This window comes from Ralstonia sp. OTU4908, from assembly GCF_038440115.1.
Lineage (GTDB): Bacteria > Pseudomonadota > Gammaproteobacteria > Burkholderiales > Burkholderiaceae > Ralstonia > Ralstonia pickettii.
In genome coordinates this window covers 1-20395 of sequence record NZ_JASATD010000056.1, presented here as the reverse complement: position 1 = coordinate 20395, position 20395 = coordinate 1, and the positions used below count along the sequence as shown (strand labels likewise).

Annotated in this window: 18 protein-coding genes; 15 read left to right on the top strand and 3 right to left on the bottom strand. The window is 63.7% G+C overall.

Going from position 1 to position 20395, the window contains the following annotated elements; all coding sequences use genetic code 11:
- Positions 1-36: 36 nt before the first annotated feature.
- Positions 37-1560 carry an amino acid permease gene (locus tag AAHM38_RS24035; RefSeq protein WP_116575678.1) on the bottom strand — a complete coding sequence of 508 codons (1524 nt, stop codon included), beginning with the start codon at positions 1558-1560 and terminating at the stop codon, positions 37-39.
- Positions 1561-1639: 79 nt separating this feature from the next.
- The gene (locus AAHM38_RS24030; RefSeq protein ID WP_116575679.1) at positions 1640-3175 is read right to left on the bottom strand and encodes an amino acid permease; all 1536 of its coding nucleotides are present in this window, start codon (positions 3173-3175) and stop codon (positions 1640-1642) included.
- A 357-nt stretch (positions 3176-3532) separates the two neighbouring features.
- On the opposite strand from AAHM38_RS24030, the gene AAHM38_RS24025 reads away from it, so the two are divergent.
- From AAHM38_RS24025 to AAHM38_RS23970, 12 genes are all read left to right on the top strand, one after another.
- A complete protein-coding gene (locus AAHM38_RS24025) occupies positions 3533-5614 on the top strand; it encodes a 3-hydroxyacyl-CoA dehydrogenase NAD-binding domain-containing protein (RefSeq protein ID WP_116575680.1) in 2082 nt (693 codons plus the stop codon).
- A 39-nt stretch (positions 5615-5653) separates the two neighbouring features.
- Positions 5654-6295 (top strand): bifunctional nicotinamidase/pyrazinamidase, encoded by a 642-nt coding sequence (gene pncA / locus AAHM38_RS24020; RefSeq protein WP_012762011.1) that lies wholly within the window; start codon positions 5654-5656, stop codon positions 6293-6295.
- 60 nt (positions 6296-6355) lie between these two features.
- On the top strand, positions 6356-7534 hold the full coding sequence (locus AAHM38_RS24015) for an acetyl-CoA C-acyltransferase (protein ID WP_116575681.1): 1179 nt from the start codon (positions 6356-6358) through the stop codon (positions 7532-7534).
- Positions 7535-7852: 318 nt separating this feature from the next.
- Entirely contained in the window at positions 7853-9721 is a 1869-nt protein-coding gene (locus tag AAHM38_RS24010; RefSeq protein WP_116575682.1) for an acyl-CoA dehydrogenase, read from the top strand.
- Between the two features lie 37 nt (positions 9722-9758).
- A complete protein-coding gene (locus AAHM38_RS24005; RefSeq protein ID WP_012762008.1) occupies positions 9759-10541 on the top strand; it encodes an SDR family oxidoreductase in 783 nt (260 codons plus the stop codon).
- Between the two features lie 32 nt (positions 10542-10573).
- A complete protein-coding gene (locus AAHM38_RS24000; RefSeq protein ID WP_045206322.1) occupies positions 10574-11008 on the top strand; it encodes a PaaI family thioesterase in 435 nt (144 codons plus the stop codon).
- A gap of 89 nt (positions 11009-11097) precedes the next feature.
- Positions 11098-12501 carry a serine hydrolase domain-containing protein gene (locus tag AAHM38_RS23995; protein WP_116575683.1) on the top strand — a complete coding sequence of 468 codons (1404 nt, stop codon included), beginning with the start codon at positions 11098-11100 and terminating at the stop codon, positions 12499-12501.
- 44 nt (positions 12502-12545) lie between these two features.
- A complete protein-coding gene (locus tag AAHM38_RS23990) occupies positions 12546-13556 on the top strand; it encodes an NADP-dependent oxidoreductase (RefSeq protein WP_116575684.1) in 1011 nt (336 codons plus the stop codon).
- A gap of 97 nt (positions 13557-13653) precedes the next feature.
- Positions 13654-14502, top strand: coding sequence for a class II aldolase/adducin family protein (locus AAHM38_RS23985; RefSeq protein WP_116575685.1), 849 nt, complete (start codon positions 13654-13656; stop codon positions 14500-14502).
- A gap of 27 nt (positions 14503-14529) precedes the next feature.
- Positions 14530-15492 carry a glutathione S-transferase family protein gene (locus AAHM38_RS23980; RefSeq protein ID WP_116575686.1) on the top strand — a complete coding sequence of 321 codons (963 nt, stop codon included), beginning with the start codon at positions 14530-14532 and terminating at the stop codon, positions 15490-15492.
- A gap of 56 nt (positions 15493-15548) precedes the next feature.
- Entirely contained in the window at positions 15549-16451 is a 903-nt protein-coding gene (locus tag AAHM38_RS23975) for an SDR family oxidoreductase (protein ID WP_116575687.1), read from the top strand.
- A 36-nt stretch (positions 16452-16487) separates the two neighbouring features.
- Positions 16488-17414, top strand: coding sequence for an alpha/beta fold hydrolase (locus tag AAHM38_RS23970; RefSeq protein WP_009238117.1), 927 nt, complete (start codon positions 16488-16490; stop codon positions 17412-17414).
- 9 nt (positions 17415-17423) lie between these two features.
- On the opposite strand, the gene AAHM38_RS23965 is transcribed toward AAHM38_RS23970, so the two are convergent.
- Positions 17424-18572: an iron-containing alcohol dehydrogenase gene (locus AAHM38_RS23965; protein WP_012435561.1), complete on the bottom strand. Its 1149-nt coding sequence runs from the start codon at positions 18570-18572 to the stop codon at positions 17424-17426.
- A 109-nt stretch (positions 18573-18681) separates the two neighbouring features.
- Here AAHM38_RS23965 and AAHM38_RS23960 point away from each other — a divergent pair, with 109 nt between their 5' ends.
- From AAHM38_RS23960 to AAHM38_RS23950, 3 genes are all read left to right on the top strand, one after another.
- Positions 18682-19662: an alpha/beta hydrolase gene (locus tag AAHM38_RS23960; protein WP_116575688.1), complete on the top strand. Its 981-nt coding sequence runs from the start codon at positions 18682-18684 to the stop codon at positions 19660-19662.
- Positions 19663-19684: 22 nt separating this feature from the next.
- Positions 19685-20134: an acyl-CoA thioesterase gene (locus AAHM38_RS23955; protein ID WP_116575689.1), complete on the top strand. Its 450-nt coding sequence runs from the start codon at positions 19685-19687 to the stop codon at positions 20132-20134.
- A 9-nt stretch (positions 20135-20143) separates the two neighbouring features.
- Positions 20144-20395: GNAT family N-acetyltransferase (locus tag AAHM38_RS23950; RefSeq protein ID WP_342234333.1), on the top strand; the 252-nt coding region annotated here is incomplete at its 3' end.

The following is a 20395-nucleotide window of genomic DNA, read 5'->3' as shown; positions in this document are numbered from 1 at the left end:
TGGTCCGGTTTGGGTGGGAATTACCTTTTGTTTTGCCTAGTTGGCAACCACGCCCGTCGCAGTGACGTTTGTAGGTTCGGGTTGTTGCAGATGCGCCGGGCTGAACTGCATCTCGGTGTACTTCACGAATCGCGTCTTGAATTTCCAGCGGTAAGCCAGCCAGATCGCCACGAACAGGATCACGCCGCAATACGTTGCGATGAAGGCGCCGAAGTTGTCCACCGGTGCAAACAGTGCCTTGGTGTTCTGCCCAAGGATGATCACCGCGCACAGGATCGCCACCATGATCGGCCCGAATGGGAAGAACGGCGACCGATACGCCAGTTGCTCCACTGAATGGCCCTGGCTCGTGAATCCCTTGCGGAATCGATAGTGCGCCAGCGCTATGCCGAACCAGGCGATGAAGCACGTTACCGCAGACGTATTCAGCAGCCACAGGTAGACCACCTGATCGCCAAACAAAGAGCTGAAGAAGCACAGCGCGCCAACAGCGGACGTGGCCAGCAGCGCGCGATGCGGCACGCCATTGGCAGACACCTTGGCAAACCAGCGCGGCGCTTGGCCTTCGAGCGCCAAATCGTACAGAATCCGCGTCGACACATAGAGGCTCGACGTGCCGGACGACAGCAGCGCGGTCAGCACCACCGCATTCATCATCCCGGCCGCAAACGCGAGGCCCGCGTGCTGGAACACCAGTGCGAACGGACTGACGCCGACGTCCGTCGCTTCATTGCGCAGCAGGTTCGGGTCGGTGTATGGCAGCAGCACGCCGATGATCAGGATCGCCAGCACGTAGAACAGCAGAATGCGCCAGAACGTCTGGCGGATGGCGCGGGGAATCGTGCGCGAAGGGTTCTCCGCCTCGCCGGCGGCCACGCCGATGGTTTCGACACCCTGGAACGAAAACCCGGCAATCATCGCCACACCCACCATGGCAGGCACCCCGCCCACGAACGGCGCATCACCCACGGCGAAGTTCTGCCAACCCGACTGTGGGCCGCCGTGCATGATGCCGAAGATCATCGCGAGGCCGATCAGCAGGAACACGACGATCGTCACTACCTTGATCATCGAGAACCAGTATTCCGCCTCGCCAAAGCCACGCACGGAAAAGGCGTTGAGGCCAAACATCAGCAGCAGGAATGCGGCGCTCCAGACCATGCCCGAGACACCCGGGAACCAGTACTTCATCACGAGTTGCGCGGCGGCCAGTTCCACGGCCACGGACACGGCCAGCGCAAACCAGTAATTCCATCCGAGCGCAAAGCCGAAGCCTTCTTCGACATACAGGCGGCTGTAAGTCACGAACGAGCCCGAGACGGGCAGATGTACCGCCAGCTCGCCAAGACTCGTCATCAGGCAATAGACCATCACGCCGATCAGCGTATAGGTCAGCAGTGCGCCGCCGGGGCCAGCCTGCGCAATGGACGCGCCGGACGCAACGAAGAGCCCCGTGCCGATGGCGCCGCCCAGGGCGATCATCATCAGGTGGCGCGAGCGCAGGCGTCGGCGCAGTTCGGATTGGGCTTCGAGGCCGGTGGGGGTGATGGGTGTATGCATAGCCGGTAGCGCCGGAGCGGGCGCCCCAATAAAAGCGCCGGCCGGATGCTGTGCAAACGGCTGGCGGAGCGGGGAATGATTACTGGGTACTGTTTGCCACGGTCGGCAATTCGGGGCCGGGGTCTTGGCCGGCCAGCGAATCGCGCAGCACTGGCGGGCGCGGGAAGTGCATGTCCTGGTAACGGACAATGCCGCCGCCACGCACCAGCCGGTAACCGATCCAGATCAGAAAGAAGACGGGGATGCCGATGTACGTGGCGATCACCGCCGGCCAATCGACGGTGCCGCTGGTAAAGGCCTGGTAGTTCTGGCCGAGCGTGATGACCAGGCACAGCCCGAACGCGAACAACGGGCCATATGGGAAAAACTTGGAGCGGTATGGCAACTGCGCCGGATCATGCCCCTGCGCCACGAGCCCCTTGCGGAAGCGATAGTGGCTCACGGCAATCCCAAGCCATGCCACGAACCCGGTCATGCCAGATGTGTTCAGCAGCCACAGGTAGACCGTCTTGTCGCCAAACAGCGAACTCAGGAAACACAGCGCGCCGACGGCGGTCGTGGCAAACAGCGCATTGCGCGGCACACCGTTCCGGGTCAGTTGCGCAAAGACGCGCGGTGCGCGGCCCTCGGTGGCGAGGTTGTAGAGCATGCGCGTGGATGCATACATGCCCGAGTTGCCAGCCGACAGCACGGCCGTCAGGATCACCGCATTCATCAGCCCGGCGGCAAATGCCAGGCCAGCATGCTTGAACACCAGCGTGAACGGGCTCACGCCAATGTTGGTGACTTCCGTGGACAGCAGATTCGGATCGGTGTACGGCACCAGCACGCCGATGATGAAAATCGCCAGCACATAGAACAGCAGGATGCGCCAGAACACCTGTTTGACCGCACGCGGAATGGTGCGCGCCGGGTCGGCCGATTCGCCGGCCGCCACGCCAATCAGCTCCGTCCCCTGGAACGAGAACCCCGCGATCATCGCCACGCCGATCATCGCCGGCAACCCGCCCACGAACGGCGCATCGCCGATCGTCAGGTTCGGCAGGCCCGATTGCGGACCGCCCTTCATGATCCCGAAGATCATCGCCAGGCCAATGCCGATAAAGAAGATGACCGTGACCACCTTGACGAGCGCGAACCAGTATTCCGCCTCGCCAAAGCCGCGCACCGAGATGGCGTTGAGCAGGAACATGATGGCGAGGAACACGGCGCTCCACAGCACGCCCGGCACATCCGGAAACCAGTAATGCATGACGAGCTGCGCGGCCGCCAGTTCAACGGCAATCGTCACGGCCCAGTTGTACCAATAGTTCCAGCCGAGCGCGAAGCCAAAGCCTTCGTCTACGTACAGCGCGCCGTAGGTGGCAAACGACCCGGAAACCGGCATGTAGGCAGCAAGTTCGCCCAGGCTGGTCATCAGAAAGTAGACCATCGCCCCGATCAGGATGTAGGCGGCGAGGGCGCCTCCGGGGCCGGCCTGCGAGACCGACGCGCCCGAGGCCACGAAAAGCCCGGTGCCGATCGACCCGCCGATGGCGATCATGGTGAGATGGCGCGCGCGCAAGGTGCGGCGCAAGCCCGGCGTCTCTGAGGACGGGGTAGCGTGTTCTGACATGGATACAGAGTGGTCGATTTTGCTCGGATCGCGAATCAAATCGACAAAATGTGACGAGACGTCCCCGCGCCTGATGGGCACCGGCGAACGAAATGCGCGACTCTATCAAAACCGTCACGCAGCGGGCAAAAAATCCATGCTGCGGCACATGCGTTTGAACCCGCCGGGCGCCGCTGCATCGCCCGCCAGACGGCGCCGCGCAGCGCAAAAATAAAAATTGAACGACCGTGCTATTTTGTGTATTCTGTGTCGAGTCGCGGCCTTACCGCGCGTTAAAAAAACGAGAGTAGAGAGACAGTTCAACCGCGAGGCACGGTGGGCTCATTTGCCGGCCCTCGCATCATCAAAGGAACCAGCATGACTGCGGAGTACAAGGTCCAGGACGGCGTTGCCGTCATTACGCTCAGCAACCCGCCTGTCAACGGCCTTGGCCACTCCACGCGCCTGGGCATCGTTGAGGGCATGGTGAAAGCGGGCGACGACGCCAACGTCAAGGCCATCGTGATCACCGGTGCAGGCAAGGCCTTCTCGGGCGGCGCGGATATCCGCGAATTCAATACGCCCAAGGCCACGCAAGAGCCGACGCTGCACGCTGTCATCAAGGCAGTCGAGTCGAGCAGCAAGCCGGTCGTGGCGGCCATCCATTCGGTGGCGATGGGCGGCGGGCTGGAACTGGCGATGGGCTGCCATTTCCGCGTGGCCGCACCGGGCGCGCAGATCGCGCTGCCGGAAGTGAAGCTGGGCATCCTGCCGGGCGCAGGCGGCACGCAACGCCTGCCGCGCGCGATCGGCCTGGAGCCGGCGCTGAACATGATCGTTTCCGGCAACGCCATCCCGTCGGAAAAGCTCGCCAAGAGCGGTCTGTTCGACCAGATGATCGAAGGCGACCTGATGGCCGGTGCCATCGATTTCGCACTGAAGGCCGCAGCCGAGGGCAAACTGCCGAAGCTGCGCGATCGCAAGGTCGAGCACGACAATCCGCAAGGTTTCCTGCAATTTGCGCGCAACACCGTCGCGGCCGTCGCCAAGAATTTCCCGGCGCCGGGCAAGTGCGTTGACGCCGTGCAGGCCGCCGTGGAAAAGCGCTTTGACGACGGCATCAAGTTTGAGCGTGACTTGTTCATCGAGCTGGTGAATACGTCCGAATCGCGCGCACTGCGCCACGCCTTCTTTGGTGAACGCGCTGCGAGCAAGATTCCGGACGTGCCGGAAGACACGCCGGTGCGCAAGGTGGAGAAGGTTGCCGTGATCGGCGCGGGCACGATGGGCGGCGGCATCTCGATGAACTTCCTGAACGCCGGCATTCCGGTGACGATCCTGGAAACCAAGCAGGAAGCACTGGACCGCGGGGTCGCCACCATCCGCAAGAATTACGAGAACAGCGCCAAGAAGGGCAAGCTCACGCAAGAGCAGGTCGAGCAGCGCATGGCCCTGCTGACCCCGACGCTGTCCTACGACGACATCAAGGATGCCGACCTCGTCATCGAGGCCGTCTTTGAAGAAATGGGTGTCAAGGAAGTCGTGTTCAAGAAGCTGGACGAAGTCGTCAAGCAGGGCGCGATACTGGCGTCGAACACCTCCACGCTGGACGTCGACAAAATCGCCAGCTTCACCAAGCGCCCGCAAGACGTAGTCGGCATGCACTTCTTCAGCCCGGCCAACGTGATGAAGTTGCTGGAAGTCGTGCGTGGCAAGGACACCGCCAAGGACGTGCTGGCCACCGTCATGAAGCTGGCCAAGGCCATCAAGAAGACGGCGGTCGTTTCCGGCGTGTGCGATGGCTTCATCGGCAACCGCATGATCGAGCAGTACAGCCGCCAGGCCGGCTACCTGCTGGACGAAGGCGCGCTGCCCGAGCAGGTCGACAAGGCCATCGAGAAGTTCGGCTTTGCCATGGGCCCGTTCCGCATGGGCGATCTGGCCGGCAACGACATCGGCTGGGCCATCCGCAAGCGCCGCGCCGTGGACAAGCCGGACATCGTCTACTCGAAGACCGCCGATCTGCTGTGCGAGATGGGCCGCTTTGGTCAGAAGACCGGCGGCGGCTGGTACGACTACAAGGCGGGCGACCGCAAGCCGTATCCGAACCAGCAGGTCAACGACATGATCGTCCAGCACTCGAAGGATCTGGGCATCACGCGCCGCAAGATTTCGGACGAGGAAATCGTCGAGCGCCTGGTGTTCGCGCTGGTCAACGAAGGCGCGAAGATCCTGGAAGAGGGCATTGCCTCCAAGGCTTCCGACATCGACATGGTGTACCTGACCGGCTATGGCTTCCCGCTGTTCCGCGGTGGCCCGATGCTCTACGCAGACACGGTCGGCCTGTACAACGTCGCGCAAGCCATGCACCGCTACAGCAAGGGCTACCACGGTGAAGCGTGGAAGGTTGCCCCGCTGCTGCAGAAGCTGGCCGATGAAGGCAAGGGCTTTAATGGCTGAATGAGCAGCGAATCAATCGACTGACGCGACTGAACCACCATGCAACTGACGTCCACCGATTGCCTGCTGATCATCGACGTGCAGAACGATTTTCTGCCCGGCGGTGCGTTGGCCGTGCCGGACGGCGACCAGGTCATCGCGGTCGTCAACCTGCTCGCCAAGGCATTCGGGCCCGTTGGTCGTACTGTGCTGACGCAGGACTGGCACCCGAGCGAGCACGTGTCGTTCGCGGCCAACCATCCTGGTACGCAGCCATTCGGCATGATCGACCTGCCGTATGGGGAGCAAGTGCTGTGGCCAGTTCACTGCGTACAGCGCAGCACGGGCGCCGCGCTGGCAGATGGGTTGGACGTGCCGCACGCGCAGTTGATCATCCGCAAGGGCTATCACCCGCACATCGACAGCTATTCCGCATTCTTTGAAGCGGATCGGAAGACGCCGACCGGCCTGCTGGGCTACCTGCGCGAGCTTGGGGTCGAGCGCGTGTTCTGCGTTGGCCTCGCCACGGATTTTTGCGTGGCATGGTCTGCGCTGGATGCGCGTGCTGCGGGGCTGGAGGTCGCTGTCATCGAGGATGCCTGTCGCGCGATCGACCTCAACGGTTCGCTCGCGCAGGCGTGGCAGCGGATGACGGATGCAGGCATCGCACGGTTGCAGTCGGCGGACGTTTTGAACGGATAACAGAGATACCGGGCCGCTGCCGATGCAGTGCGCCCGCCACCAGATACGAGGAGCAACACCATGACCGAAGCAGTCATCGTTTCCACCGCACGTACCGGCCTGGCCAAAAGCTGGAAGGGCGCCTTCAACATGACGCACGGCGCCACGCTGGGCGGCCACGCGGTTCAGCACGCCATCGAGCGCGCCAAGATCGAACCCGGCGAAGTGGAAGACATCCTGATGGGCTGTGCGAACCCGGAAGGCGCGACTGGCGCCAACATCGCCCGCCAGATCGCCCTGCGTGCCGGCTGCCCCGTGACGGTGCCGGGCGCGACCGTCAACCGCTTCTGCTCGTCGGGCCTGCAGACCATCGCCATGGCCGCGCAGCGCGTGATTGCCGATGAAGGCGACATCTTCGTGGCTGGCGGCGTGGAATCCATCTCGTGCGTGCAGCAGGAAATGAACCGCCACATGATGACCGAAGGCTGGCTCAACAAGCACAAGCCGGAAATCTACTGGAACATGCTCCAGACCGCCGAGAACGTCGCCAAGCGCTACAACATCGCCAAGGAGCGCATGGACGAGTACGGCGTGCAAAGCCAGCAGCGCGCCGCCGCCGCTGCTGCTGCCGGAAAGTTCAACGACGAGATCGTCCCGATGACGACGGTGATGGGCGTGGCTGATGCCAAGACCGGCCAGCTCATGACCCGCGAAGTCACGATCTCCGCCGATGAAGGGATCCGCCCCGACACGACGCTTGAAGGCGTGGCAAAAATTCGCTCCGCAGTTCCGGGCGGCGTCATCACCGCAGGCAATGCCAGCCAGTTCTCCGATGGCGCATCCGCAGCCGTGGTGATGAACGGCAAGGTGGCCGCTGCCAAAGGCCTGCAGCCGCTGGGTGTGTTCCGCGGCTTTGCCGTGGCCGGCTGCGAGCCGGACGAAATGGGCATCGGCCCCATCTTCGCCGTACCCAAGCTGTTGAAGAAGGCGGGTCTCAAGGTCGAAGACATCGGCCTGTGGGAACTCAACGAAGCGTTCGCCGTGCAAGTGCTGTACTGCGCTGACAAGCTGGGCATTCCGATGGACCGCCTGAACGTCAACGGCGGCGCCATCGCCGTGGGCCATCCGTACGGCGTGTCGGGCGCACGCCTGGTGGGCCACGCGTTGATCGAAGGCAAGCGCCGCGGCGTCAAGTACGTGGTCGTGACCATGTGCATCGGCGGCGGCCAAGGCGCAGCCGGCCTGTTCGAGGTGCTCTAAACAGACAGGCTCCCGCTCAAAACGGGAGCCTGTTTTGTTTGTGCCAGAGCTGGCTTAATCGTCAGCCCATGCACCGAAACGGTTTGGCCGTTGCCGTTCCTGCCCTAGATGGCACCTTGAATTTCTGTAAGCGGGCGGAAAAAAGAAGGACCGCTGTCTGAGCGCAGCGAGTTTCGGTCCTTCTCCGCCCGGTTACGGAAATTCAAGGAATCTTTCGCCATCTCGGGCGCGCCTTTCTTTGCTTACTTTCTTTGGCAAGACAAAGAAAGTGAGTCGGGCCCGGGCAGGGCACGAAACACAGGATGCACCACCAACATCATGTCCTCGAAACTGCTATCCCGCCGCGACCTGAGCTTCTTGCTCTATGAATGGCTCAACGTCGAATCGCTCACGCGCATTCCGCGTTACGCAGACCACTCCCGCGAAACCTTCGACGCCGCGCTGGACACGTGCGAGCGCATCGCAACAGACCTGTTCGCCCCGCATAACAAGAAGAACGACCAGGAAGAACCGCACTTCGACGGCAAGAAGGTCCACATCATTCCCGAGGTAAAGGCAGCGCTGGATGCCTTCAACAAGGCCGGTCTCATGGCCGCCGGGCAGGACTTTGAACGCGGCGGCATGCAACTGCCCACCGTGGTCGAGAAGGCCGGCTTCGGCTTCTTCAAGGCTGCCAACGTCGGCACCAGTTCGTATCCATTCCTCACTATCGGCAACGCGAATCTGCTGCTCGCGCACGGCACGCCCGCGCAGATCGAAACGTTCGTGCAGCCCGAGATGGAAGGCCGCTTCTACGGCACGATGTGCCTGTCGGAGCCGCAGGCTGGCTCATCGCTCTCGGACATCGTCACGCGGGCCGAGTACGAGGGCGAATCGCCGCTCGGCGCGCAGTACCGTTTAACCGGCAACAAGATGTGGATCTCCGCCGGCGAGCATGAGTTGTCGGAGAACATCGTCCACCTCGTGCTGGCAAAGATTCCCGGGCCTGACGGCAAGCTGATTCCCGGCGTGAAGGGCATTTCGCTGTTCATCGTGCCGAAGTTCCTCGTCAACGCCGATGGCTCGCTTGGCGAGCGCAATGACGTGGTGCTTGCCGGCTTGAACCACAAGATGGGCTATCGCGGCACGACCAACTGCCTGTTGAACTTTGGCGAAGGCACGCAGTTCCGCCCGAAGGGGGCAGACGGCCAGCCGCGCGCGGGGGCGATCGGTTATCTCGTCGGGGAGCCGCACAAGGGCCTCGCGTGCATGTTCCACATGATGAACGAGGCGCGCATCGGCGTCGGCATGGGCGCAACGATGCTTGGCTACACGGGTTATCTGCATGCGGTGGACTACGCGCGCAATCGCCCCCAAGGCCGTCCGGTCGGGCCATCGGGCAAGGATGCAGCATCTCCGCAGATCCGCATCGTCGATCACGCCGACGTGCGTCGCATGCTGCTGGCGCAGAAGGCGTATGTGGAAGGCGCGCTCGGCCTGAACCTGTATTGCGCCAAGCTCGTCGATGAAGAACGCGGGGAAACCGACGCGGCCAAACGCGCCAAGCTCGGTCTGCTGCTCGACATCCTCACGCCGATTGCGAAGAGCTGGCCGTCGCAGTGGTGCCTGGAGGCCAACAGCCTGGCGATCCAGGTGCATGGCGGTTACGGGTACACGCGCGAATACAACGTCGAACAGTTCTACCGCGACAACCGCCTGAACCCGATTCACGAAGGTACCCACGGTATCCAGGGCCTGGACCTGCTGGGCCGCAAGGTCGTGATGCAGGACGGCGCTGCTTTCGCCGCGCTCGGTGAGCGCGTGCAGGCCACCGTCGGCCGTGCGTTGGAAACCGACGATGAAACGCTGGTCGGCTACGGCCGTGCGCTCGGCATGGCGACGCAGAAACTGGCCAAGGTCACGCAGACGCTGTGGGCCGCCGGCGACCCGCGCGTGACGCTGGCGAATGCCTCCGTCTATCTGGAAGCGTTCGGCCACGTCGTCGTCGCGTGGATCTGGCTGGAGCAGGCGCTGGCCGCCGCCAAGGCATTGCCGGCCGCCCAAGGCGAAGACGCCGATTTCTACCGCGGCAAGCTGCAGGCCGCGCGCTATTTCTTCCAGTGGGAACTGCCGAAGATCGACCCGCAGATCGTGCTGCTGGGCTCGCTCGACACGACCACGCTGGACATGCAGGACGCCTGGTTCTGACGGCATCGCACAACCACAACGAGACACAGGAGACACCATGGGTACGCTGAAACACCTCTTCGATCTTTCCGGCAAGACGGCGCTGATCACCGGCGGCTCGCGCGGGCTCGGCCTGCAGATTGCCGAGGCATTGGGCGAGCAGGGCGCGCGCATCGTTTTGTCTGCCCGCAAGGCCGATGAGCTGAAGGAGGCGCAGGCGCACCTGAAGTCGCTTGGCATCGAGGCCGACTGGATTGCCGCCGACGGTGCCGTCGAAGCCGACATCCAGCGCCTGGCCGATGAGGCGCTGGCCAAGCTCGGCCACGTCGACATCCTCGTCAACAACGCGGGCGCGACGTGGGGCGCACCGGCGGAAGACCACCCAGTCGAAGCGTGGGACAAGGTGATGAACCTGAACATCCGCGGCCTGTTCCTGCTCACGCAGCAGATCGGCAAGCGTTCGATGATCCCGCGCAAGTACGGAAAGATCGTCAACGTGGCATCGATTGCGGGCCTGAAGGGCAATCCGCCGGGCTCGCTGGACACGATTGCGTACAACACCAGCAAGGGCGCGGTGGTCAACTTCACGCGCGCGCTGGCGGGCGAGTGGGGCGAGCACAACATCACCGTCAACGCGATTGCGCCGGGCTTCTTCCCCTCGAAGATGACGCGCGGCTCGCTGGAAAAGCTCGGCGTGGACAAGCTGACGGAAAAATCCCCGCTGCACCGCATTGGCGACGATGAAGACCTGAAAGGCGTGGCCGCGCTGTTTGCGTCGGATGCGTCCAAGCACATCACCGGCCAGATCCTCGCCGTCGACGGCGGCGTGAGCGTGGTCTAATTTCGGCTGCTTCTCACTCTTTCTGACGCAGCATGAACGCAGACAACAACGGTTTTCCGATCGACATTCCTTTCCTGAAGCTTCTCGGCATGCGCTGCCTGAAGGTGGCCGATGGTGAGGGCGTGGTCGAACTCGCCCTCGAAGCGCAGCACATGAACAGCTGGGAAATGGCCCACGGTGGCGTGACCATGACGATGCTCGACGTCGCCATGGCCATGGCCGGCCGCTCGGCCGACGCGCATGGCCGCGGCGTGGTGACGATCGAGATGAAGACGGCGTTCATGCAGCCCGGGCGCGGCACCCTCAAGGCGAGTGCACGTTGCGTGCATCAGTCCACGACCATGGCGTTCTGCGAAGGCGAGGTGCGCGATGCAGACGACAAGCTCGTCGCACGCGGCTCGGGCACGTTCAAGTTCGTCAAGCGCATGCCTCCGCCGCGCACGCCCGAACCCGGTGCGGACGGCTGACGCGTCAACACCGCACTTGCTGTACCCAAGTACCCAGTTGCACACCGGACAGCGTCCGGCACACAAGAAGAGCAACCACGGAGACAACCATGCAACAACCTGCGCGGCGGACGGCGTCCGCCCTTGCCGTCACTCTGCTTTGCTGCACCGGACTGATCATGACCTTGGAAGGATGCGCCTCCAGCTCCGCGCCTGCTGCCGCGCCGGCCGCTGACACGAAAACCACGGTGCAGGCGCCGCCCGCACCGACACCGCCGATGCAGAAGCCGCTGACGGCCGATGAATCCGACCCGAACAAGATGGGCTGGATGCAGGGCTTCCCGCCGCCGCCCGATCGCACGATCCGCTTTGACCTGGCGGGCAACATGTTCCCGCGCACGCGCTACGGCTATAGCCACATGCGCGAGTTTGTGCCGACGCGTGTGGTGTGGCGCGGCGACGGCCCGGTCAGCAAGCTACCGCGTGCGGAGCGCGATATCAGCGGCGTGCTGTTTACGGATCCGAACGGCACGCGCCGTACGTTTGCCGAGGCGCTCAAGCTGACCTACACCGACGGCATCCTCGTCATGCACAAGGGCAAGGTGATCTACGAGCGCTACTTTGGCGCGCTCGATGCGCATACGCAGCATATCGCCATGTCGGTCACGAAATCGTTTGTCGGCACGCTGGCCGCCATGCTGGTGGCGGACGGCAAGCTCGATCCTGCAGCGCCCGTGACGCAATACGTGCCAGAGCTGAAGGACACCGCTTACGGCGACGCCACCGTGCGCCAAGTGATGGACATGACCGTGGGCGTGCGTTACTCCGAAAACTATGCGGACCCGAACGCTGATGTCTGGGCCTACGCGCGCGCCGGCGGCATGCTGCCACGTCCGGTCGGCTACAAGGGCCCGGACAATTTCTACGACTACCTGACGACGCTGCGCAAGGAGGGCGAGCACGACGCGGAGTTCTCGTACAAGACCGTCAACGCTGAAACACTGGCGTGGATCGTGCGCCGTGCGTCGAACAAATCGCTGGCGTCGCTGCTGTCCGAGCGCATCTGGCAACCGATGGGCGCACAGGACGACGCGTATTTCTCGGTGGACAGCATCGGTACCGAATCGGGCGGCGGTGGCCTGAACACCACGCTGCGCGACCTGGCGCGCTTTGGCGAGATGATCCGCAACGACGGCCGCTTCAACGGCAAGCAGATCCTGCCCAAAAGCGTGATCGACGACATTCGCCGCGGCGGCGATCCGGCCAAGTTTGCCAAGGCAGGCTACACGACGCTGCCCGGCTATTCGTATCGCAACATGTGGTGGGTTTCGAGCAATGACCACCATACGTTCGAAGCGCGCGGCATCCATGGCCAGCGCATCTATATTGATCCGGTGGCCCAGATGACGATCGTGCGCTATGCCTCGCACCCGGTCGCTGCCAATGCTGCCAATGATCCGGTCACGCATCGCGCCTATGCGGCGCTGGCCGAGTACTTCATGCAACACAAGTAACAACCTGACCCAACACCGATATCCGATATTCAGGAGCGTTTTCCATGTCGAAGACCTATCAGCGCATCGTTCTGGCTTCGCGCCCGCAAGGGGCCGTGACGCCCGACAATTTCCGCCTGGAGACGGTGGAGCTTCCCGAGCTGCAGGACGGCCAGGTGCTGGTGCGCAACCATTTCCTGTCGCTCGATCCGTACATGCGCGGCCGCATGAACGACAGCAAGTCGTACGCACAACCGCAGCCGCTGGATGAGGTGATGATCGGCGGCACGGTGGGCGTGGTGGAGGCGTCCAGGAACCCGTCGTTTGCCGTGGGCGATGCCGTGGTCGGCATGTTCGGCTGGCAGGAAGTGGGCGTGTCCGACGGGCGCGGCATTCAGAAGGTCGATACGCGCCACATTCCGCTGTCGGCGTATCTCGGTTCGGTCGGTATGCCGGGCGTGACGGCGTGGTATGGCCTGAACAAGATCATGCATCCCAAGCCCGGCCAGACCGTGGCGGTAAGCGCCGCTTCCGGCGCCGTGGGCAGCGTGGTCGGCCAGCTCGCCAAGCTCAAAGGCTGCCGCGTGGTGGGCTTTGCCGGCGGCAAGGACAAGTGCGATTACGTGGTCAACGAACTCGGCTTTGATGCCTGCATCGACTACAAGGCCGCGAAGGACCCGAAGGAGCTGTACAAAATGCTCAAGGAAGCGACGCCCGACGGCATCGATTCGTACTTCGAGAACGTCGGTGGCGCGATCCTGGATGCGGTGCTCTCGCGCATGAATGCGTTCGGCCGCATCGCCATGTGCGGCATGATCGCCGGCTACGACGGTCAGCCGCTGCCGCTGCAGAACCCGCAGTTGATCCTGGTGTCGCGCCTGACCATCGAAGGCTTCATCGTCTCGGAGCACATGGACGTGTGGCCGGAAGCACTGCGCGAGCTGGGCGGCTTCGTGGCGCAGGGCAAGCTGAAGTTCCGCGAGAGCGTGGCACAGGGCTTGGCGAGCGCACCGGAAGCGTTCATGGGCCTGCTCAAGGGCAAGAATTTCGGCAAGCAACTCGTCAAGCTGGTTTGAGCTGAGCCGCACGCGGACTGTCAATCGCTTGACAGTCCGCTGGGCGAGGGCCGCCACAGAATGGCCCCACCCACAACAAACGCGTGAAGGAGACACCATGAACGCACCTGAAACCACGCAAGCCAAGCGGCCCGACAGCATGGCCGCCGGTCTCAGCCCCGAAGCTGCTGCCCGCTATCGCAACCTGCCGCGTCCGCCGCAATTTGCCACCGTGGCCGAAGAGCGTCTGCATCGCAAACAGCGCCTGGCGGCAGCGTTCCGGCTGTTCTCCAAATTCGGTTTCGACGAAGGCGTGGCCGGGCACATCACGGCGCGCGATCCGGAGCATCAGGACAGCTTCTGGGTCAACCCGTTCGGCGTGCATTTCAGCCAGGTGACGGTGTCGAACCTGATTCGCTGCGATCACCACGGCAACGTGGTGGAAGGCGATTACCCGGTCAACGCCGCCGCGTTTGCGATTCACTCGCGCGTGCATCAGGCACGGCCCGATGCGGTGGCCGCTGCGCACTCGCACAGCACGTACGGCCGCGCGTGGTCGACACTCGGCCGCAAGCTCGATCCGCTCACGCAAGACGTGTGCGCTTTTTATGGTGACCATGCCGTGTATGACGATTTCGGCGGCGTGGTGGTCGAGCTGGACGAAGGCCAGCGCATTGCAGAAGCGCTGGGCGACAACAAGGCCGCCATCCTGCAGAACCACGGCCTTCTGACGGTCGGCAAGACGGTCGACGAGGCCGCGTGGTGGTTCATCACGATGGAGCGCTCCTGCCAGGTGCAGTTGCTGGCCGAAGCCGCTGCCGCCCGCACCGGCGATGCACCGCGCACGATTTCCGATGCCGCTGCCCGCCAGGCGTACTCGATCGTCGGATCGGCGCAGGCCGGGTGGTTCCAGTTCCAGCCGCTGTATGCGCGCATCGTCAAAGAACAACCCGATCTGCTCGACTGATCGGCAACGCACATTTCTGGAGCCCGCATGACGGACCTGATCCTGCATCACTACGCCACCTCGCCGTTTTCTGAGAAGGTGCGTTTGATCCTCGGCTACAAAGACCAGCCGTGGAAGTCCGTCACGGTGCCGCCGATCTTGCCCAAGCCCGATGTGATGCCGCTCACCGGCGGCTACCGGCGCACGCCGTTCCTGCAGATCGGCGCCGACATCTACTGCGATACGGCGCTGATCGCGCAGGTGCTCGAATCGATTCATCCGCTGCCGCGGCTCGTGCCGTCCGAACATGCAGCGGCGGTGTTCGCCATGGCGCAGTGGGCCGATACGACGCTGTTCTGGGCCACGGCGACATTCGTGACGCAGCCGGCGGGCTTTCAAAGCCTGTTCGGCGATGCGCCGGAAGCCTTCGTCAAAGCCTTCGTGGAAGACCGCAAGGCGATGCGCGTAGGCGGCACCGGCTTGCGCACGCCGCTGCCGGAAGCCACCTCCACGCTGAATGTCTTCCTGGCACAACTGCAGCGCCAGCTGGCCACGGGTGAACGCATCTTCTTGTTTGGCGAGCAGCCGACCGTGGCCGACTTTTCCGTCTACCACTGCCTGTGGTTCATCCGCCGCGCGACGGCGGTGGCGGGCATTCTCGATGCGCACCCCGAAGTGGTGGCGTGGATGCATCGCGTTGCTGCGTTCGGCCATTCGCAGGCGCAACCGATGACGTCGGCCGAGGCGCTGGACATTGCCAAGGTCGCCACGCCGCATGCGCTGACGGAACCTGAAGCGAAGGCCACCTTCGACGACAGCTACGGCCTGCCCAAAGGCACGCGCGTGACGGTGGCGGCGGTCGACTACGGCGTCGACCCTGTCGAAGGAGACCTCGTCGTCTCCACGCGCGACAGCGTCGGCGTGCTGCGCGAAGATGCGCGCGTCGGCCAGGTGGTGGTGCATTTTCCGCGCGTGGGTTATGCCGTGCGCAAGGTCGAGGCGGCAGGCTGACACGGCTTTGCCATCTCGATCGGCTTTTCTACTACAACGACATCAGTGAGACACGTATGAAGCAATTCGCAGGCGGTGTGGCCGTCATCACGGGCGGTGCGTCGGGTTTCGGCAAGGAGTTCGCCAAGATCGGCGCGGGGTTGGGCATGAAGCTGGTGCTGGCCGATATCCAGCAGGATGCGCTGGATGCCGCCGTGGCTGAATTCTCGGCGCAAGGCGTGGAAGTGATTGGCCTGCGCGTCGACGTGTCGAAGGTGGAGGATGTGCAGGCGCTGGCTGATGCCGCCATCAAGACGTTCGGCAAGGTCAACCTGCTGTTCAACAACGCCGGCGTGGGCGCTGGCGGCCTGGTCTGGGAAAACTCCGAGCGCGACTGGGATTGGGTGCTCGGCGTGAACCTGCACGGCGTCATCCACGGTGTGCGCATCTTCACCCCGCTGATGCTCGAAGCCGCGAATAAGGATCCATCGTACGAGGGGCATATCGTCAATACGGCGTCGATGGCGGGGCTGCTGAACGCGCCGGCCATGGGCATCTACAACGTGTCCAAGCACGCGGTGGTGGCGTTGTCAGAATCGCTGTACCAGGACTTGAGCCTGGTGACCGAACAGATCCATTGCTCGGTGCTGTGCCCGTACTTCGTGCCGACCGGTATCACACAGTCTGACCGAAATCGCCCGCAGGATTTGGCGAACACGGCACCGCCCACCAAGTCGCAGCTGGTTTCGCGCGCCATGTCGGAAAAAGCAGTCAGCTCCGGCAAGGTCACCGCCGAGCAGGTCGGCCAGATGACGTTCGATGCGATCCGCAACGCAGGCTTCTACATCTATTCGCATCCGCACGCGCTGGCACCTGTGCAGCATCGCTTTGAAGACATCATCTCGCAGCGCAATCCGTCCGATCCGTTTGAAGGCAAGCCGGACGTGCGCGCGCGTCTGGTCGATGCGCTTCGCGGGTAATTCCACCTCCACGACTGCCACAACGCCGAGATCGCCATGAACACCGCCACCGCTGCCGCCATCACGGAATCGCAATTCGCCGATCTGCCCAACGGCACGCGGCTGCATTACGCCAGCGCCGGCAAGCCCGGTGCACCGTTAATGCTGTTCGTTCACGGCTTTCCGGAGTTCTGGTACGAGTGGGAAGCGCAGCTTGCTGCGTTTGGCGACACGCACTTCGCCGTTGCGCCCGACATGCGCGGCTACAACCTCTCGAGCAAGCCGGCCGCAGTGGATGCGTATCGCCCGAAACTGCTGGTGCAGGACCTTGAGCAGTTCATTGCCGCTCTGGGCTACGAGCGTGCCATCGTGGTGGCGCATGACTGGGGCGGGGCGATCTGCTGGAACCTCGCCATCCAGCATCCGGAGTTGGTGGAGCGGCTGGTAATCGTCAATTCGCCGCACCCGTGGGTGTTTGCGAATGCGCTGCTGAGCGATCCCGCGCAGCAGGCTTCATCAGCGTATATGAATTGGCTACGCCAGCCGGGCTCGGAGCAGGCGCTGGCCGCCAACGAGTTCGAAAAGCTCGAGGGCTTCTTCAGCGGTATGGGCCAGCCCGTGGCCGAATGGTTCACGCCCGAGGTGCGGGCGCGCTATCACGCCGCCTGGAGCCAGCCTGGCGAAGGCGGCTCGCATGGCCTGACCGGCGGCGTCAACTATTACCGCGCCTCGCCGTTGCACCCGCCCACCGAGGGCACGGCGCCGTTGCGCATCGACCAGATGCCGCCCGAGGCGTTTATTGTGAAGGTGCCCACGCTCGTGATCTGGGGCGAGATGGACATGGCGCTGCCGAAAAGCCTGCTCAACGGGTTGGAACGCTTCATTCCTGACATGCGCCTGGAGCGCATTCCCGACGGCACGCACTGGGTCGTGCACGAACAACCGGAGCGTGTTACTGCGCTGATCCGGTCGTTCGTTTCCTGAACGCCCGGGTTACATCGATTCCGCCAGCATGCGGCGGTAGTCGTCCGCTGTGGCGATGCGCGGGTTGGTCTTGTGGCAGTGGTCGAGCAGGGCGCCTTCCACGACGTGTTCCAGCGCATCTTCGGGCACGCCCATCTGGCGCAGGCCGGTCGGCAGACCCAGCCGCGCCGTCAGGTCGTGCACGGCCTGGGCGAGGTCAGCGCCCGCCGGCAGGTTCATCACGCGGCGCATGCGCGCGTAGCGGTTGTCGCGCACCACCGTCTCGGCTGTCTCGTTGAAGCGCAGCACCGCCGGCAGCACCACCGCATTCAGCGTGCCGTGATGGAGCCCCGTTTTGCCGTCGACCTTCACGCCGCCCAGCGGGTGCGACAACGAATGCACGCACCCCAAGCCCTTCTGGAACGCCATCGCGCCTTGCATTGACGCGCTCATCATGTTCAGCCGCGCATCGCGGTCAGTACCATCGCGTGTCGCTCGTTCGATGTTGGCCCAAGCACGCTCGAGGCCATCCAGGGCGATGCCGTCCGCGGGCGGGTTGAACGCCGGGGCCAGGAAGGTCTCGATGCAATGCGCAATCGCGTCCATGCCGGTGGCGGCCGTCAGCGCGGGCGGCAGACCCAGCGTCAGCTCTGCGTCGCAGATGGCCGACTTGGGCAGCAGGTGCCACGAGTGAAAGCCAAGCTTGCGGCCGTCTTCCAGGATGATGATCGCGCCGCGCGCCACTTCGCTCCCCGTTCCGGCCGTGGTTGGAATCGCGATCAGCGGCGCCGCCGCTTCAGTGATCTTCGTGCTGCCGCCCTCGATGGTTGCGTAGGTGGTGAGGGGCTCCGGATGCGTGGCTGCAATCGCAATCCCTTTGGCCAGGTCGATTGACGAACCGCCGCCAATGGCGATCAGCCCGTCGCAGCCGGCGTCCTTGTACTGCGCCGTGGCCTTCAGCACCATCGCCTCGGTTGGGTTGGAGGGCGTTTCGTCGAACACGGTGACGGGCAAGCCGCCCGTGGCGTCAATGGCGCGCTGTGCCAGCCCTGCGGCGGCTACGCCCTTGTCGGTCACGATCATCGGCCGGCGGATGCCGACGCGTGCGCATTCGCTTTTCAGTTCATTGATGGTGCCGAAGCCAAGGTGAACGTGGGTGAGATAGAAGATGAGGGCCATGCTGTCTCCGTAGGGTGTTTGTCTGCGTCGCCCGTCTTGCCGTGCGGGCGTGGTTCAATGGATACTCCGATGATAGCCAAATTAGAACGATCGTTCAGTTCCCGCCCTCATGCAGCACCCGTCTCTCGACCCGCACGTCGCCCAGTTACTCGATCTGGTTGCGCGTGCCAAGCGTCCGCCGCTGAATGCCCTTGACCCAGCCGACGCCAAGATTGCCTACGAAAAAAGCAGCCCCATCGTCGACATCCCGCCCATCGCGCTGGAAGCTGTGCATGACCTGACGGTGACGGCGCGCGATGGCCATGCCATCCCTGTCCGCACGTACGCAGCGCGCGAGGCCAGTTGGGCCGATCCGCTGCCCCTGCTGGTGTATTTCCACGGCGGTGGTTTTACCGTGGGCAGCATCAAGACGCACGACCAGCTTTGCCGGTCGCTGGCGGCCAAATCGGGGGCGATGGTGTTGTCAGTGGACTACCGGCTTGGGCCCGACTGGAAATTTCCGACCGCAGCGAACGACGCATTCGACGTGCTGCAGTGGGTGTTCGATGAAGCCCCCACCATGGGCGCTGACCCAGCCCGCATCGCATTCGGCGGCGACAGCGCGGGCGGGACGCTGGCCGCGATCAGCGCCATCGAGGCACGCAACCGCGGCCTGGCACCTGTGCTGCAGCTGCTGATCTACCCCGGCACCACCGCGCGTGAATCCACGCCGTCGCACCGTGAGTTTGCCGAGGGCTACCTGCTGACGCAGGACATGATCCACTGGTTCTTCTCTCAATACCTGCGCAGCGATGCCGACCGCGACGACTGGCGTTTCGCCCCGCTCGATGCAGGCGGCCATGGCGCGGACGTGACCGGCGTCTGCCCTGCCTGGATTGCCGTGGCCGGCTTCGACCCGATCCGCGATGCCGGCATCGGGTACGCCAACAAGCTGCGCGCGGCGCAGGTACCGGTCGAGCTGAAACTGTACGAAGGCATGATCCACGACTTCTTCAAGATCGGGCGCTTCGTGCCGGCCGTCGAAGACGCACACCGCGACGCCGCCAACGCGCTACGCCGCGCCTTCGGCACCGAGACCGAATCCCCCTGACGAAAGCACACAAGGAGACCGCATGGCGATCGAGGATTTCCGCCACAGCACGCCCCTGCGCGTACGCTGGGCCGAAGTGGATGCGCAGGGCATCGTCTTCAACGGCCACTACCTGCTGTACGCCGATGTGTGCATCACCGAATACTGGCGGAGCATCGGCGTGCGGTATCCCGTGGATGTGGTCGACACCTTTGGCGTGGATTTCTACGTGGTCAAATCCACGCTCGAATACCACGCCTCCGCGCGCTTTGACGACGAGCTGGACCTGCGCTGCCGTGTGGCACGCCTGGGCCGCTCCAGCATCCGCTTTATCATCGAGATGTATCGCGCAGACGAACACCTCGTCACCGGCGAAGTCATCTATGTGTGCGCCCGTCCAGCCACACCCATGGCCACGCAGACCTCCGCGCCGATTCCTGAGACGCTGCGCGAACGCATCCTCAATTTTGAAGTTCTGAAGCCTGAAGTGTGAGAACGAAGCATGACCGCCCCTGAATCTGTCCGCCCGCTTGCCGGTGTTGAAGTCGAGCGCTGGGATGCCGTGCGCGAAGAAGCGCGCGCCATCCGCTACGACGTGTTTGTCATCGAGCAAGGCGTGCCCGTTGAATTGGAGTGGGACGAGTGGGACGACCAGTGCTGGCACGCACTGGCGCACGATACGGCGGGTCGCGCCGTCGCCACGGGCCGCCTGCTGCCCGACGGCCATATCGGCCGGATGGCGGTGCGCAAGGAG

Bases quoted from the DNA above. Each gene is read 5' to 3' on its own strand.
- AAHM38_RS24035 (WP_116575678.1), bottom strand. From the start codon at position 1,560: ATGCATACACCCATCACCCCCACCGGCCTCGAAGCCCAATCCGAACTG.
- AAHM38_RS24030 (WP_116575679.1), bottom strand. From the start codon at position 3,175: ATGTCAGAACACGCTACCCCGTCCTCAGAGACGCCGGGCTTGCGCCGC.
- AAHM38_RS24025 (WP_116575680.1), top strand. From the start codon at position 3,533: ATGACTGCGGAGTACAAGGTCCAGGACGGCGTTGCCGTCATTACGCTC.
- pncA (WP_012762011.1), top strand. From the start codon at position 5,654: ATGCAACTGACGTCCACCGATTGCCTGCTGATCATCGACGTGCAGAAC.
- AAHM38_RS24015 (WP_116575681.1), top strand. From the start codon at position 6,356: ATGACCGAAGCAGTCATCGTTTCCACCGCACGTACCGGCCTGGCCAAA.
- AAHM38_RS24010 (WP_116575682.1), top strand. From the start codon at position 7,853: ATGTCCTCGAAACTGCTATCCCGCCGCGACCTGAGCTTCTTGCTCTAT.
- AAHM38_RS24005 (WP_012762008.1), top strand. From the start codon at position 9,759: ATGGGTACGCTGAAACACCTCTTCGATCTTTCCGGCAAGACGGCGCTG.
- AAHM38_RS24000 (WP_045206322.1), top strand. From the start codon at position 10,574: ATGAACGCAGACAACAACGGTTTTCCGATCGACATTCCTTTCCTGAAG.
- AAHM38_RS23995 (WP_116575683.1), top strand. From the start codon at position 11,098: ATGCAACAACCTGCGCGGCGGACGGCGTCCGCCCTTGCCGTCACTCTG.
- AAHM38_RS23990 (WP_116575684.1), top strand. From the start codon at position 12,546: ATGTCGAAGACCTATCAGCGCATCGTTCTGGCTTCGCGCCCGCAAGGG.
- AAHM38_RS23985 (WP_116575685.1), top strand. From the start codon at position 13,654: ATGAACGCACCTGAAACCACGCAAGCCAAGCGGCCCGACAGCATGGCC.
- AAHM38_RS23980 (WP_116575686.1), top strand. From the start codon at position 14,530: ATGACGGACCTGATCCTGCATCACTACGCCACCTCGCCGTTTTCTGAG.
- AAHM38_RS23975 (WP_116575687.1), top strand. From the start codon at position 15,549: ATGAAGCAATTCGCAGGCGGTGTGGCCGTCATCACGGGCGGTGCGTCG.
- AAHM38_RS23970 (WP_009238117.1), top strand. From the start codon at position 16,488: ATGAACACCGCCACCGCTGCCGCCATCACGGAATCGCAATTCGCCGAT.
- AAHM38_RS23965 (WP_012435561.1), bottom strand. From the start codon at position 18,572: ATGGCCCTCATCTTCTATCTCACCCACGTTCACCTTGGCTTCGGCACC.
- AAHM38_RS23960 (WP_116575688.1), top strand. From the start codon at position 18,682: ATGCAGCACCCGTCTCTCGACCCGCACGTCGCCCAGTTACTCGATCTG.
- AAHM38_RS23955 (WP_116575689.1), top strand. From the start codon at position 19,685: ATGGCGATCGAGGATTTCCGCCACAGCACGCCCCTGCGCGTACGCTGG.